13 protein-coding genes are annotated in these 13,147 nt (G+C 63.3%); 11 read left to right on the plus strand and 2 right to left on the minus strand.

Features of this window, described 5'->3' with window-relative positions; all coding sequences use genetic code 11:
• Positions 1–109: 109 nt before the first annotated feature.
• Positions 110–1,459 (minus strand): collagen-like triple helix repeat-containing protein, encoded by a 1,350-nt coding sequence (locus tag BST28156_RS22705; protein WP_174903417.1) that lies wholly within the window; start codon positions 1,457–1,459, stop codon positions 110–112.
• A gap of 40 nt (positions 1,460–1,499) precedes the next feature.
• Positions 1,500–2,861 carry a collagen-like triple helix repeat-containing protein gene (locus BST28156_RS22710; protein ID WP_174903418.1) on the minus strand — a complete coding sequence of 454 codons (1,362 nt, stop codon included), beginning with the start codon at positions 2,859–2,861 and terminating at the stop codon, positions 1,500–1,502.
• Between the two features lie 681 nt (positions 2,862–3,542).
• Here BST28156_RS22710 and BST28156_RS22715 point away from each other — a divergent pair.
• The 11 genes from BST28156_RS22715 (at position 3,543) to BST28156_RS22765 (ending at position 13,137) form a co-directional block, all read left to right on the plus strand.
• Positions 3,543–3,734, plus strand: a complete 192-nt coding sequence (locus tag BST28156_RS22715; protein WP_174903419.1) for a Flp family type IVb pilin — start codon at positions 3,543–3,545, stop codon at positions 3,732–3,734.
• 75 nt (positions 3,735–3,809) lie between these two features.
• The gene (locus BST28156_RS22720) at positions 3,810–4,307 is read left to right on the plus strand and encodes an A24 family peptidase (RefSeq protein ID WP_174903420.1); all 498 of its coding nucleotides are present in this window, start codon (positions 3,810–3,812) and stop codon (positions 4,305–4,307) included.
• Complete coding sequence (locus BST28156_RS22725; RefSeq protein WP_174903421.1) at positions 4,307–4,834, plus strand: TadE/TadG family type IV pilus assembly protein; 528 nt, start codon at positions 4,307–4,309, stop codon at positions 4,832–4,834. The genes BST28156_RS22720 and BST28156_RS22725 overlap by 1 nt, the downstream gene beginning before the upstream one ends.
• A gap of 81 nt (positions 4,835–4,915) precedes the next feature.
• Positions 4,916–5,851 carry a Flp pilus assembly protein CpaB gene (cpaB, locus tag BST28156_RS22730; RefSeq protein WP_174903422.1) on the plus strand — a complete coding sequence of 312 codons (936 nt, stop codon included), beginning with the start codon at positions 4,916–4,918 and terminating at the stop codon, positions 5,849–5,851.
• A 64-nt stretch (positions 5,852–5,915) separates the two neighbouring features.
• Positions 5,916–7,247 (plus strand): type II and III secretion system protein family protein, encoded by a 1,332-nt coding sequence (locus tag BST28156_RS22735; protein WP_174903423.1) that lies wholly within the window; start codon positions 5,916–5,918, stop codon positions 7,245–7,247.
• Between the two features lie 60 nt (positions 7,248–7,307).
• Positions 7,308–8,582 carry a pilus assembly protein gene (locus BST28156_RS22740; RefSeq protein WP_009695457.1) on the plus strand — a complete coding sequence of 425 codons (1,275 nt, stop codon included), beginning with the start codon at positions 7,308–7,310 and terminating at the stop codon, positions 8,580–8,582.
• A 3-nt stretch (positions 8,583–8,585) separates the two neighbouring features.
• Complete coding sequence (locus BST28156_RS22745) at positions 8,586–9,938, plus strand: TadA family conjugal transfer-associated ATPase (protein ID WP_174903424.1); 1,353 nt, start codon at positions 8,586–8,588, stop codon at positions 9,936–9,938.
• Complete coding sequence (locus BST28156_RS22750) at positions 9,931–10,926, plus strand: type II secretion system F family protein (RefSeq protein WP_174903425.1); 996 nt, start codon at positions 9,931–9,933, stop codon at positions 10,924–10,926. The genes BST28156_RS22745 and BST28156_RS22750 overlap by 8 nt, the downstream gene beginning before the upstream one ends.
• A gap of 4 nt (positions 10,927–10,930) precedes the next feature.
• The gene (locus tag BST28156_RS22755) at positions 10,931–11,926 is read left to right on the plus strand and encodes a type II secretion system F family protein (protein WP_174903426.1); all 996 of its coding nucleotides are present in this window, start codon (positions 10,931–10,933) and stop codon (positions 11,924–11,926) included.
• Positions 11,927–11,944: 18 nt separating this feature from the next.
• Positions 11,945–12,787, plus strand: a complete 843-nt coding sequence (locus BST28156_RS22760; protein ID WP_174903427.1) for a tetratricopeptide repeat protein — start codon at positions 11,945–11,947, stop codon at positions 12,785–12,787.
• 20 nt (positions 12,788–12,807) lie between these two features.
• A complete protein-coding gene (locus BST28156_RS22765; RefSeq protein WP_174903428.1) occupies positions 12,808–13,137 on the plus strand; it encodes a DUF3613 domain-containing protein in 330 nt (109 codons plus the stop codon).
• Positions 13,138–13,147: the final 10 nt, after the last annotated feature.

The raw sequence follows: 13,147 nt of genomic DNA on the forward strand, positions 1-13,147 counted from the left end.
TCATGCCGACGCGCGACACCCGCAGGTGTCGCGCGCCGTGTGCCGCATTGCCGGTTTTGTTGGTACGGCCGCGTCGTTCGCTCCGGCTGCGAACCCGCGACCGTCCTCCTTACTTGCCAACGCTACCCAGCGTGCCCAGCAACCCCGTGACCGGCGCCAGCAGGCCCGTCGAGCTGCCGGACGATGCCGAGCCCGATACGCTGCCGACCAGCGACGTGACCGGCGCGAGCGGGCTCGACGTACCCCCGGAACCCGCTGCGCTGCCGACCGCTCCGGTGACAGTATTCAGCAAACCGGTGACGGGCGCGAGCGGATTTGCACCGCCTGCTGTGCCACCCGTTGCGCCGCCGAGCGCGCCGGTGACGGTCGACACGAGGCCGGTGACCGGGGCGAGCGGGCCGCTGCCCGAGCTGCCTGCTGCGCCGCCGAGCGCACCCGTGAGCGAGCCGAGCGGTGTCGAGCCGAGGCCGGACAGCAGGCCGCCGAGCGGATTGGTCGAGCTGGAGCCCGACGACGTGCCGTTCTGGACCGTCGCCGACGAGCCACCGACGAGGCTGGTGATCAGCCCGGGGATCGGCGCTGCGCCGTTCGGGCCGTTCGGGTTGACGAGGCCGCCCGCGTTGGTCACGGTGTTGCCGACCGCGCTGACGAGCTGGCCGACATCGCCGACGAGCGGTTGATTCGACGTGCTGCCGACCTGCTTGCCGGCCGAGCTGATCGCGCCGCCGATCTGGCCGAGCAGGCCCGAGACGGGCTGGCCGAGGCCGGTCGTCGTGCCGACCTGCTGCGTGACCTGGCCGGCGGTGATCACCAGCGGCGTGATCGCCGAGCTGAGCGGCTGCGTGACCTGCTGCACGGCGCCCGACGACAGCGTCGAGCCGACCGTCGTGCCTGCGGCGCTGAGCCCGTTGGCGACCGTGTCGAGCACGGTGCCGACCGGCGTCGTGACCGGTGCGAGCGGCGCGAGCGGACCCGTGCCGAGCGCCTTGACCGTCGAGCTGAGGCCCGACACCGTGTTGCTCGTCGCGCCGACGACGTTGCCGAGACCGGCGACCGTCGTGCCGACCGGGTCTTTCGTGGAGCCGATCTGTCCGAGGCCGTTGCTCACGGCATCGGCGGCGGCGCCGACGATCGTGCCGGTGCTCGACAGCGTGCTGCCGACACCCTTGGTCACGCCGTCGCCGAGACCGGGCAGGCTGATGTTGCCGACCGTGCTGCCGAGGTCGGTGGCGGTCTGGCCGACCGTGCTGACGACACCCTTGGTGCCGGTCGACGTGCCGCTGGTGCCGCTCGTGGTCGGCGTACCGTTCGTGCTCGGGTTGCCGCCGGTGCTGCTGGTCGGCGGCGAACTCACGCCGTTGCCGCCGCAGGCAGCCAGCAGGCAGGCCGCGGCGAACGCGGTGAGCGGGACGCGCCACTGATGCAGGGCGGCCGTCGTGAGGGAACGTTGCTGGGACATGATGGCTCCTCGCAGTCTTTATCGATGAATGGATGTCGGGTTACTTGCCGTGCGTGCCGCCGAGCAGGCCGCCGATCAGCGACGTGACGGGCGAGAGCAGATTCGACGACGAGCCTGAGTTCGTGACCGCGCCCGTGCCGCCGGTGAGCGTCGGTGCGCCGGCCGTCGCGCTGCCGACCGTGCCAGTGACCGTCGAGACGACGTTCGTGACAGGCGCGAGCGGGCTGCTGGTGCCGCCCGTTGCACCGCCGAGTGCGCCGGTGACGGTGCCGAGCAGGCCGGTGACGGGCGCCAGCGGGCCGCCGCCGGTGCCGCCCGTCGCGCCACCGATCGAGCCGAGCAGGCCGGTAATCGGCGCGAGCGGGTTGGTGACGCCGCCGGTGCCGCCCGTGAGCAGGCCGCCGACCGCCTTCACGGTATTGCCCGTTGCCGAGACGGTGCTGCCGAGACCGGTCGTGACGGGGTTGCCGCCGGTCGACGCGAGCAGCGCGCCGGCCTGGTTCAGGCCATTGCCGACCGTACCGAGCAGCGTGTTGACCGGCGCGCCGAGGCCGGTGACGGTGCCGACCGTCTGCGTCGTCTGGCCGACCATCGTCGTGATCGGCGTGATGGCCGAGCTGACCGTCTGCGTGACCTGCTGGATCGGGCCCGTCGACAGGACATTGCTGAGCGTGTTGCCACCGTTCGACACGGCGTTGCCGACCGTCGACACGAGGCCGCCGACGGCGCCCGTGACAGGCGCGAGCGGCGACAGCGGGCCGCTGCCGAGGCTCGATACCAGCGCGCCGGTCTGCGTGACCGCGCCGCCGAGTTGATTGACTACGCCGCCCGTGCTGGCGACGGTCACGCCGACCGGATCCTTGGTGGCGCCGAGCTGGCCGAGGCCGTTGCCGAGCCCGTTGCCGAGCGCGGTAACCGCGCCGCCGACGCTTTGTACGACGCCGCCTGCCGCTTGCGTCGTGGCGGGGCTGACGCCGGGCAGCGACTGGTTGGCGATGACGGAGCCGAGACCGGACACGGTCGAGCCGGCGCCGGTGACGATATTGCTGCTGCTTGCGAGGACTGTTCCCACTGCGTTCGACGACACACCGGAGGTGCCGCTCGTGCCGCTGGTCGTTCCGCTCGTGTTCCCGCTCGTCGAGCCGCTGGTGCTACCGCTCGTCGAACCGCTCGTGCTGCCGCTGGTCGAGCCGCTGGTGCTGCCGGACGTCGAACCCGACGTGCCGCCGGACGTGCCGCCGCCCGTCGTGGAGATGTCGCCGCCACCCGAGCTCGAGCCGCCGCCGAGGCCCTTGCTGACCGAACCGGAACCGCCGCACGCGGAGAGGGAAAGCATGGCTGCCACGGTGGCCGCGATCAAAGTCGTCCGGAGCGTGCCATGAGGGATAACCAGAATGTCCATTTCGTCCTCGCATTAAAAGCTGTGTTGTGTTGAGTGATGCGCGGACTACTCTGCAACTGTCGTGCCATTTCCTTGACCGGCGGCACGGACGACGTTTTAAACGAGGTAATTCCTTGAGGGAAAAGGGAGTTAGGGAAATTGAAAGATTGTTGAATCTTTTCAAATCGCCCTGGATGAGAATGATTCCGGGCGTTTCGTAACGTAACGTCACATCATTGGCGTTACGCTTGCAACGTAACGTGGGCGGCTACGAGAGGGCTGCCAGGAGGTCTGTCGCGGGGTGCATTGTTTTACTGGTGGAATAGGTGTGCACATCTAACCTATCGTAAGTCCTATGTGTAAGTCGTACCGAAACGCCGTACAAATACGTTGCGCACCTGGAAAAATTTTTCGATCCGGACCGTAAAAAAGGGGTTGGAAAATATCGAGGATCGGATATAAGATTCGGGGCAGGAGTAAGCAAATGTACAGGTCAGTACACAACGTTCGAGGAGGACTCCTATCGCGAATGTTAACTTGCATCAAGTACCGTGAAGTGCCCTTCGGGGCGACCTATAAAGAAGTGCACCCGGTCGTCGTTATAGCAGTCATGGCGAACGACGTGGGGCAAGCGGCCAGTTGTACGGGGAAGTAGAACGTATAAAAGGCCAGAGTACATACATAAAGGCACGAGGAAACAAAATGAAAGCAATTATCAAGCGCTTCCTGAAGGAAGAAGACGGGGTAACCGCGATCGAGTATGGGTTGATTGCGGGGTTGGTAGCGATTGCCCTCATTGCGGGGTTGAATAACCTTAGCGGTGGTTTAAACGGCTTGTTCAATCAAGTCGCCACGCAGGTGTGCGGCGCCAGTTGCACTAATACAAATAAATAATCTCAGTGTGGGCGGCAAGCAGGGTGGTGGATGTTCGCTTGCAGCCCGCCTGATGGCTGATGGCAGGCTGCGTCCGTGGCGTATCTATTCTTCGCCGGAATTTTCCTGGTATGGACTTCCTTCGTCGGAATTAGTGATATTCGATTTCGACGTATTCGGAATTCGCTTGTCGTAATGGGCTTGATAGGCGCATTCGTGAGCGAAGCTTTGCATGGAAATCCGTTCGGGACATCCATAACTCAAGCGCTGATCGGTATGTCCGTCGGCTTGATTTGCTTTTCCCCCTTCTTCGTGTTGCGCGTAATGGGCGCAGCCGACGTCAAGGTGTTTGCTGTGCTCGGCGCATGGTGTGGTGCGCAAGTGTTGTTATGGTTCTGGGTGGTTGCGAGCCTCGCCGCGGGGTTGCACGCACTTTGGCTGATGCTCCTGTCGCGGACATCGATTGTTGCGCTTTGCAGGCGTGGCACGCCCGCGATGACGCTCGGCGGTCGCCGGGCTACGCCATATGGAGCGTTTCTCGTACTGCCTGCTGCAGTATGGCTTCTGCATCTTATGTTTGCGAGGGGAGTGTAATGGCTCGATGGCAGAAAGCCCGCCAATCGTGCAAACGGCGACGGCAGCGGGGGGTAGCGGCGATCGAGTTCGTATTCGTGTTTCCGCTGTTCTTCTTGGTTTTTTATGCGATTGTCACGTTCGGGATGATTTTCCTCATCAAACAGAACCTGACATTTGCCGCATCCGAAGGTGCGCGCGCCGCATTGAATTACACGTCGTCGCCGTGTGACCGGTTGAAAGCGGCGGCTGCGACTGCATGCACGGCGGTCAACGGTGGCAACACGCCCTGGGGGAATTTCGCAACAGTTGCGACGCAGGTGGCCGGCGGATCGACATCGGCCGTAAATTGTGACTCGTCGTTTACGCCGTCGTCGCCGGATTCCTGCAGCACAGCGTTCACGTCGTCGTCCGCATCCCCGTTCAACGTGGTCGTGACGATGACATACTCGTACGCAGACAAACCGTTGATCCCATGGCTATTTATCGTCCCGGCGCCTAAGTTGCAAAGCAGTGCGACAGTGCAGATTTCGCCGAACATGCTTTGACGGGGGCGAACTCTTTATATGAAAGCAGTCTTTGGGTCGTATCCACGCTCCAGAACCTGATTCCGGCATTCCAATATCAACATGGCCAACAATCTGACAAAAATCGTCGCGGGGTTGCTGATTGCGATCGCTATTCTGCTCGGACTCTATGCGTGGATGCTCGGACGTAACACGCCACATTCCGCGCCGGCACCGCAGGCCGTTGCCGTAAACCCGGTGCCCGTCGTGATCGCCACGCGCACGCTGCCAGTCGGTCAACCGATCGCTGCCGACGCATTGAAGATCCAACCGATCGCACCGGCACCGGCTGGCGCATTTACAGATCCGGCCGCACTGATTGGCCGGGTTCCCGCGAGAGATATTCCCGCATCGGCACCAGTCGTCTCGGACGCGCTGGTCTCGGGGCTCGCCGAGGATGTCCAACCGGGCGAACGTGCAATTGCCGTTCGCGTCGACGAAACCAACGCTGTCGGCAACCGGCTGCGCCCAGGCAACTTCGTGGACGTGTTTCTGAACCTGAAGCGCGAAGGTAACTCGATGCTCGACGGTGAGGTCTCGCAGACGCAAGCGCGACTCTTGATGTCGAGGGTGCGTGTGCTCTCGTTCGGCGATGCGACGCCGGATCGCGACAGCGGCAACAACACGAACGGCAGTAACGGTCAGCCGAGCGGCGTGCGTATCGCTGTGCTCGCAGTGCCGACCGCACAGGTCGATGCGTTGACGCTCGGCGAGTCGAGCGGCCGCCTGACGCTGGCGTTGCGCAATCCGCGCGATGACGAGCTTGCGATGCAGACAGTCGCCGTGCGCACGGATAACAAACTGTCGCCGTCGGCGCTTGCCGCGGCCGGTGTGTCGCTGCAGCAACTGTCCGGCACGCCGAAAAGCGCCGTGGCCAACGTGAACGTGCCGCCGTTGCCGTCCCGTCTGCCGCCGGCAGTGCGGACGGGCGGGGGAAGTGGTAGCGGCAGCAGCATCGAAGTGATCCGTGGCGGCCGGTCGGAAACGGTTGCGTACTGAACGAAATCGATGGCCATCGATATCAGCGACGACAAGTAAAGGCCGTGCGGCGGCTTACCAAACAATGAAAAACACACTGATTGCATTCGCAATTGCTATCTGCACCATGACATTCGCATCGCTTGCGAGCGCGAGTGGCACGATCGAACTCGCAGTCGGCGCACAGCGGCAGATTTCGGCGGGCCATACGCTGCAGCGTGTCGCCGTTGGCGATCCGGCGATCGCTGACGTATTGATCATGAAAGGCAGTCGCTCCGGCTCCGTGTTGCTGACCGCGAAAGCACCGGGCGCAACGAATGTGATGCTTTGGGAGCGCGGCCGAGATGAGCCGACGGTCTGGAGCGTCGAGGTTGTCGACGCGGCAGCCCACGCGGTCCTCGACGATTCCACGCCGCATGTGAACGCATATGGCGGAACGGCGGTGCTGCGGGGAACGTCTGCATCGCTCGATGCACACGAACGTGCAGTCGCAGTGGGAAAGAACATGGCCGGGAAAGGCACGGTGATCGACCGCTCGACACTCGCTGGCAAGAATGTCGTACAGGTGGATGTGCGCGTGGTCGAATTCAGCCGCTCGGTGCTCAAGCAGGTCGGTTTCAATTTCTTTAAGCAGAGCAACGGATTCTCGTTCGGTTCGTTCTCGCCGGGCGGCGTGCAGTCGTATGGCGGTGGATCTGGTCCAGGTACGGCGGGATACATCCCGACGCTCGGCTCGCCTGTTGCATCCGCGTTCAACCTTGTCGTGAACGCCGCAGGACACGGCATCTTCGGCGATCTGTCGCTGCTCGAAGCGAACAATCTCGCACGCGTGCTTGCCGAGCCGACGCTCGTCGCGCTGTCGGGTCAAAGCGCGAGTTTCCTCGCAGGCGGCGAGATTCCGGTGCCGTCGCCGCAAGGGCTCGGTTCGACTGCGATTCAGTGGAAGCAATACGGTGTCGGACTTTCGCTGACCCCGACTGTATTGAGTCCGCAGCGAATTGCGCTGAAGGTCGCGCCGGAGTCGAGCCAGCTCGACTTCGTGAACAGCGTGACGATCAGCGGTGTCGCGGTACCCGGGATCACGACCCGCCGTGCCGATACGACGGTCGAACTCGGCGACGGCGAAAGCTTCGTGATCGGTGGTCTGATCGACCGTCAGACGATGTCGAACGTCAGCAAGGTACCGCTGCTCGGCGACCTGCCGATCATCGGCACGTTTTTCAAGAATTTGAACTACCAGCAGAACGACAAGGAATTGCTGATCATCGTGACGCCGCATCTCGTGGCGCCGATCGCGAAGGGCGCGGCATTGCCGGCAACACCCGGCGAACTGTCGGAGCAGCGTGACGGGCCGGTCTGGCGATCGTATCTGGGTGGTGTGGCGTCGCCCGACGCCGCGCCGGGATTTTCGAAATGAATGCGAAGCATTGCGCATGGCGGCGCACCGCTACGCCTTGCGTAATCGGGGGTGTTCGACATGAATGCACGAACCCAATCATTGTGTGAACCCGCCGTGACCGACTATTTCGTTTGCGCGTCGTCGAAGGAGGCGCACGTCCGCTGGCTCGCCGATACGCTCGTGTCGGCCGGTGCGGTCGAGGCTGCCTCGCTCGAACCGGGCGTGCTCGCCCAGCGCATCACGGGCATCAATCCGGCGCTGGTGTTCATCGATTTCTCGGAAGGCAGCGAAGCGGCGAGCGTGGCCGCCGCCATGGTGCGTGCCGCCCATCCGGGGCTGCCGATCGTTGCGCTCGGCTCGCTCGCACAGCCGGAGAGCACGCTTGCCGCGCTGCGCGCCGGCGTGCGCGATTTCATCGATGTGTCGGCGCCGGCCGAAGAAGCGCTACGGACGACACGGGGCTTGCTCGCGAACGTCGGCGAGCCGGCCAGCCGACACGGCAAGGTCGTTGCGTTGCTGGGGGCGCGCGCCGGGATGGGCGTGAGTACACTCGCGGCGAATCTCGCCGTCTGGCTGCAGAAGCGCGCGCTCGGCCCGGGCGCGGCTGCTGCCGACGGCGGCAGCGTGCCGGCGGGGCGCCAGACCGCGCTCGTCGATCTGGGGCTGCCTGCCGGCGATGCCACGCTGTTCCTGAATACGCGCTGCGAATTCCATTTCGTCGACGCAGTTCAAAATCTGCGCCGCATCGATCGCACGTTCGTGAATACCGCACTGACCCGACACCAGAGCGGCGTCGCGTTGACGACGCTGCCACCCGATCTCGGCGGCTTGCGCGAGGTGTCGTATGCATCGTGTATCGGTCTGCTGAACCGGTTTCGCGCATTCTTCGACCAGCAGGTCGTCGACCTCGGCGGGTTTTCGAACCGCGAGTTCGTGACGCAGATTGCCGCTTCTGCCGACGAAGCGTGGCTCGTCTGCGATCAGGGTGTCGCGTCGATCGTATCCGCGGCCGACCTGGTTACCGGGCTGCGCGATGCCGGCATCGACACCGATCGTGTAAAGCTCGTCGTCAACCAGTACGACGCCGATCTCAACCTGATGCCCGGGCAAATCGCCGAGCGTCTCGGGCTGTCGCTGGTCGGTACGCTGCCGGCGCGTCGCGTTGCGATCGGCCAGGCCGCGAATCAGGGGCGGCTGATCATCGATGTGGCGGAACGCGATCCGTATGTGCGGGCGCTCGAGTCGCTCGCCACGCGGTTGCCCGGTGTGTCGGGCATGGCGGGCACGTCGCGCGTCGCCCCGGGTTTGTCCGCACTGAAACGTTTCATTCAACCTTCGTCCAAGCGGTCGTAAGCGATGGCACACGACATTCAATTCGCCGACGGCGCAGCGCCGTTCTCCCAGACGCAGCAATTCCACGACATCAAGAATGCCGCGCACGAGCATCTGCTGACGCGCATCGAGGAACTCGGCGCCGAGTTTGGCCGTTGGTCCCGCCAGGCGATCAACCAGTTCGTCGATCTGGAGGTCGACAGCTTCGTGCGCCTGCGCCGCATCCCGCTCAACGAGAACGAGGTGCGCGCGATTGCCGAGGCGCTGACGAAGGAGCTTGCCGGTTTCGGGCCGATCGAGGATTTGCTGGCGGACCCGGCGGTCGAGGATATCCTGATCAACGGCTACAACGACGTGTACGTGTCGCGTCACGGCATTCTGTCCAAGCTGCCGATCCGGTTCACCGACAACGCGCATCTGCTGCGGATCGTGCGCCGGATCCTCGCGCCGATCGGCCGTCGTCTCGACGAGTCGAATCCGATGGTCGACGCTCGGTTGCCCGACGGTGGCCGCGTGAACGTCGTGATCGAACCCCTGTCGCTAGCCGGTCCGATCGTTTCGATCCGGAAATTCCGCAAGGATCCGTTGAAGCCGTCCGACCTGCTCGGCAACGGCACGTACAACGAAGAAATCGGCGCGTTGCTGGAGGCGGCTGTCGAGGCACGCTGCAACGTGCTCGTGTCGGGCGGCACGAGTTCCGGCAAGACTTCGCTGCTCAACGCGCTCGCATTCCATATTCCCGAGGTCGAGCGTGTCGTGACGATCGAGGACACGGCCGAACTGTCGCTGAACCACCCGCACGTCGTGCGTCTGGAGAGCCGCCCGGGTGGCTTCGACGGAACGGGCGTCGTGACGATCCGAGACCTGTTGCGCAACACGCTGCGGATGCGGCCGGACCGGATCATCGTCGGCGAAGTGCGTGGCGGTGAGGTGCTCGAGATGCTTCAGGCGATGAACACGGGGCATGACGGATCGATGGGCACCGTGCACGCAAGCTCGCCGCGTGAATGTCTGTATCGCCTCGAGATGCTCGCAGGCTTTGCGGGTTTTCAAGGCACCGAGTCGAGCCTGCGTCGGCAGATCGCGAATGCGATCGACTTCATCGTGCAGATCGGGCGATTGTCGAATGGGCGGCGTCGCATTCTGTCGATTACCGAAGTGACCGGCCTGTCCGACAACATCATCGCGACGCAGGAACTCTATCGCTACGAAGCGCGCGTGACGCCGGAAGGCGAGGAGATCGATCACTGGGAGTCGCTCGGGATCCATCCGCATTCGCCGAAGCTCGTGCGTTTCCGTCAGGCGCTGGCGAATACCGGATTTGGCGGTGGTGGCTTCGGCGGAAGCTTCGGTCGAGGCGGAGGCTTCAATGTATAGCCCGATGATCTGGGCGCTCGTGGTCGCGATGTTGTGCGTGGCCTCGGCACTCATGTTGTGGCGACACGCAGAGACGCGGCGCGTGCGAGCCGATGCAAAGCGATTTATCGACAGCCGGGTTGAACCCGGTGTACGCGCGCCGGTGTCGGCCCCGCGCCCGGCCGCCCCCGGTGGCGCACGTACAGTGCAACTGTCCGGCGATGGTTCTCGGAGTGTGATGTCGGGTGCATTCTGGGTGCATTGGTATGCCGTGACTGCCGAATACCTTGGCAACCTCGTTAGCCGTGCGGGCATTGAAGGCGCGCGCGGAAAATCGATTGCCGCGCTTGTCGTACTCGTTGCAATTGCGGCAATCGCAGGCAGTCGTGGCGGCGTGCTGGCGTGTTTTGCGGCGCTTGCGTGCGGGAGTGCGATATTCGGCGTCTGGCTCGCGTCGCGAATCCAGCGGCGGCGGCTGAAAATCGTTCGACAGATCCCGTCGTTTCTCGACGGAATCGTGCGACTGGTGACGCTCGGTAACAGCGTGCCGGCCGCATTCCAGGCTGCGCTACTAACGACAGAAGAGCCGCTGCGAGGCTGCCTCGATCATGTATCCCGGATGCTGCGCACTGGTGTCGAGATCGATCGGGCGATGCTTCATATCGCGAAAATTTACCGGACCGAAGAGTTCGAACTCCTCGGGTCGGTGCTGCGGCTGTCAGTCAAATATGGCGGTCGTGCGGACGTGATGCTGGAACGTATGGCCATTTTCATGCGGGACCTCGAGCAGGCGGAGCGTGAGTTGACCGCGATGTCGGCGGAGACCCGGCTGTCGGCGTTCGTACTCGTGATGCTGCCGGTCGCGATCGGCAGCTTTGTCGTCATGACAAATCCGACATATCTGCAAGGAATGTGGAACGATTCGTTTGGACGATTGCTGCTTATGTTTGCGTTCCTGATGCAGTTGGCAGGTAGCGTGTGGCTGTATCGAATGGCTCGACTCAGGTGATGCGATGACTGCAACTCATATTGGATCGATCGCTTTGGCACTTGGTGCACTCGGCGTGCTGTTGTTCGGGATAGCTGCGTTGCTGCGCGCGAGTGCTGCATCGCGTGCCGAGCGTGCGCTGGTTGACGCGCTCGATCGGCGCATGGCCGCGCTTGAGGCGGCCAAGGCCCGGCCGGTGTCGGATGGAGAAGCGGCTGCGAAGCCCGAGGCAAGCGGTAGTCGGCAGCGTGTTGAGCGTCTGCTCGAACGGCTTTCCGCGACGGGGATGCGATGGCTCGATACCGGGTTCGGCAAACATGTCGTAGCGGACGAGGATCGTCGTCTGCTCGAACAATGTGGCTATGTTGATGCGCGTTCGCGCGGATTGTTTCTGAGCGCGCGGATCGCATGTGGAATCGTGCTGCCGCTGCTGTTTGCAATAGTCGCCAGTGGCCGGATGAAAGGCGGTTATTGGTTGATCGGAATGTTTGTCGCATTCGGGCTTGGCTTCATGCTGCCGAAGCTGTATGTGCAACGCCGTGCTTCCTCTCGACGGCAGAGCGTCGACGATGAATTACCGCTGTTCGTCGACATGCTGCGCTTGTTGCAGGGTGTCGGACTGTCGCTCGACCAAAGCTTGCAGGTCGTGACGAACGATTTTCGCGGAATGATGCCGGTGCTGTCGACAGAAGTCGGGATCGCGCAGCGTCAGTTCGTGGCGGGCCGTACGCGCGAGCAGTCGATGCAGCGGTTATCGGGCGGTTTCGATAACGAGGATTTGCGTGCGATCGTGCGGTTGATGGTCCAGGTCGACAAGCATGGCGGTGCGGTGCAGGAGCCCCTCAAGCAGTTCGGCGACCGGTTGCGCGAGACGCGTCGTTCGATGCTTCGCGAGCGGATCGGCCGGCTGACGGTGAAGATGACGGGGGTGATGGTGCTGACGTTGTTGCCTGCGTTGCTGATTGTGACAGCCGGACCAGGATTCCTGGCAGTGACACGTGCGCTCGCGACGCATCATTGACGGTTGGAAGGAAAGGCGATGAAGCTGATCAGCGGAATGGTAGGGCGCGCGAGTATGACGATGGCAGTGCTCCTGCTCGGCGCATGCGCGACCAAGGACGGCGGGTATGGTGTTAGCGCTCAGGCAGAGCGGGCGGCCCTGATTCAAGCGGCCGATCAGAAGCAGTCGGTGCCGGATACGCCGGCGATGTATCTGAGCTTGATCCAGCGGATGCAGGCGCAGGGACTTTACTATGCGTCGCTTGCACATATCGACGCGTATGACAAGGCATACGGCGTGTCGCCGGATACGGTTCTGCTACGTGCGGACGCACTGCGGATGACCGAACAGCCAGTTGCCAGTGCGGCCGCGTATACGCAATTGCTGAAGACACCGCTCGCCTCGCGTGGGTATCGCGGGCTTGGGTTGATTGCTGGCGCGGCCGGCGATTTCGGCCGCGCCGCTCAGGCGCTGGCCCAAGCGTCAGAGCTTGCGCCAACCGATGCGTCGTTGTTGTCCGATCTCGCCTATGCGAGGTTGCGCAATGGCGACATCGTCGGCGCGCGCGTACCGCTGATGAAGGCGGCCGAGCTGGATCAACGCAATCCGAAGATCGTCAGCAACCTTGCGCTATACCTGCTCGCGGCGGGGCGTTCGCAAGATGCGCAGCGATTGATGAATCAGCAGCATTTGCAGGCAGATATCCGAAAGGACATCAGCAGCGATGCCATGAAGGTTGCAACCGCGGTGCGTGCGCAGCAACGTGCGGTTGCGGCGCCGCCGGTGGTATCGCGACATGGCGTGAATTCTGCGATTACGCCAATGGCGAACAATTTTGGCTACGATCAGACCGTGCCGTTGCTGCAACGGTTTGCACAATGAATAGACAGGCGGGAAGCGACATGAACAACAACAAACATCATCGAAACATGCGTGCAGGTCGAATCGTGGTGCTGGGTGCGATGGTATGCACGGCAATGGGCGCCGCCGCCGCATATGGGCAACAGGCTGCGCCGCCGATTACATCGGATATCGGTCGCTCGACAAAAGAATGGCTGTCGATGCAGCGCGACAACCGCGCGGCGGCGCCGACCCAACCGATGCTGGGGGACGTTGCAACACTCGTCTATCAACGTTACCTGGACTCATTCAAGAACAAGATTCCGGAGTCGATGGGTTCACAGATTGGTTCTGCTAACAGCACGTCTGGTGGCGGGCAGGGTGCGCAGTAGGTGAGATGAC

The sequence above is a fragment of the Burkholderia pseudomultivorans genome, from assembly GCF_902499075.1.
In the GTDB taxonomy this organism is placed as follows: Bacteria; Pseudomonadota; Gammaproteobacteria; order Burkholderiales; family Burkholderiaceae; genus Burkholderia; species Burkholderia pseudomultivorans.

Coding starts and splice junctions, on each gene's coding strand:
- BST28156_RS22710 (WP_174903418.1), bottom strand. CDS start 2,861: ATGGACATTCTGGTTATCCCTCATGGCACGCTCCGGACGACTTTGATC.
- BST28156_RS22715 (WP_174903419.1), top strand. CDS start 3,543: ATGAAAGCAATTATCAAGCGCTTCCTGAAGGAAGAAGACGGGGTAACC.
- BST28156_RS22755 (WP_174903426.1), top strand. CDS start 10,931: ATGACTGCAACTCATATTGGATCGATCGCTTTGGCACTTGGTGCACTC.
- BST28156_RS22725 (WP_174903421.1), top strand. CDS start 4,307: ATGGCTCGATGGCAGAAAGCCCGCCAATCGTGCAAACGGCGACGGCAG.
- BST28156_RS22735 (WP_174903423.1), top strand. CDS start 5,916: ATGAAAAACACACTGATTGCATTCGCAATTGCTATCTGCACCATGACA.
- BST28156_RS22760 (WP_174903427.1), top strand. CDS start 11,945: ATGAAGCTGATCAGCGGAATGGTAGGGCGCGCGAGTATGACGATGGCA.
- BST28156_RS22750 (WP_174903425.1), top strand. CDS start 9,931: ATGTATAGCCCGATGATCTGGGCGCTCGTGGTCGCGATGTTGTGCGTG.
- cpaB (WP_174903422.1), top strand. CDS start 4,916: ATGGCCAACAATCTGACAAAAATCGTCGCGGGGTTGCTGATTGCGATC.
- BST28156_RS22705 (WP_174903417.1), bottom strand. CDS start 1,459: ATGTCCCAGCAACGTTCCCTCACGACGGCCGCCCTGCATCAGTGGCGC.
- BST28156_RS22765 (WP_174903428.1), top strand. CDS start 12,808: ATGAACAACAACAAACATCATCGAAACATGCGTGCAGGTCGAATCGTG.
- BST28156_RS22745 (WP_174903424.1), top strand. CDS start 8,586: ATGGCACACGACATTCAATTCGCCGACGGCGCAGCGCCGTTCTCCCAG.
- BST28156_RS22740 (WP_009695457.1), top strand. CDS start 7,308: ATGAATGCACGAACCCAATCATTGTGTGAACCCGCCGTGACCGACTAT.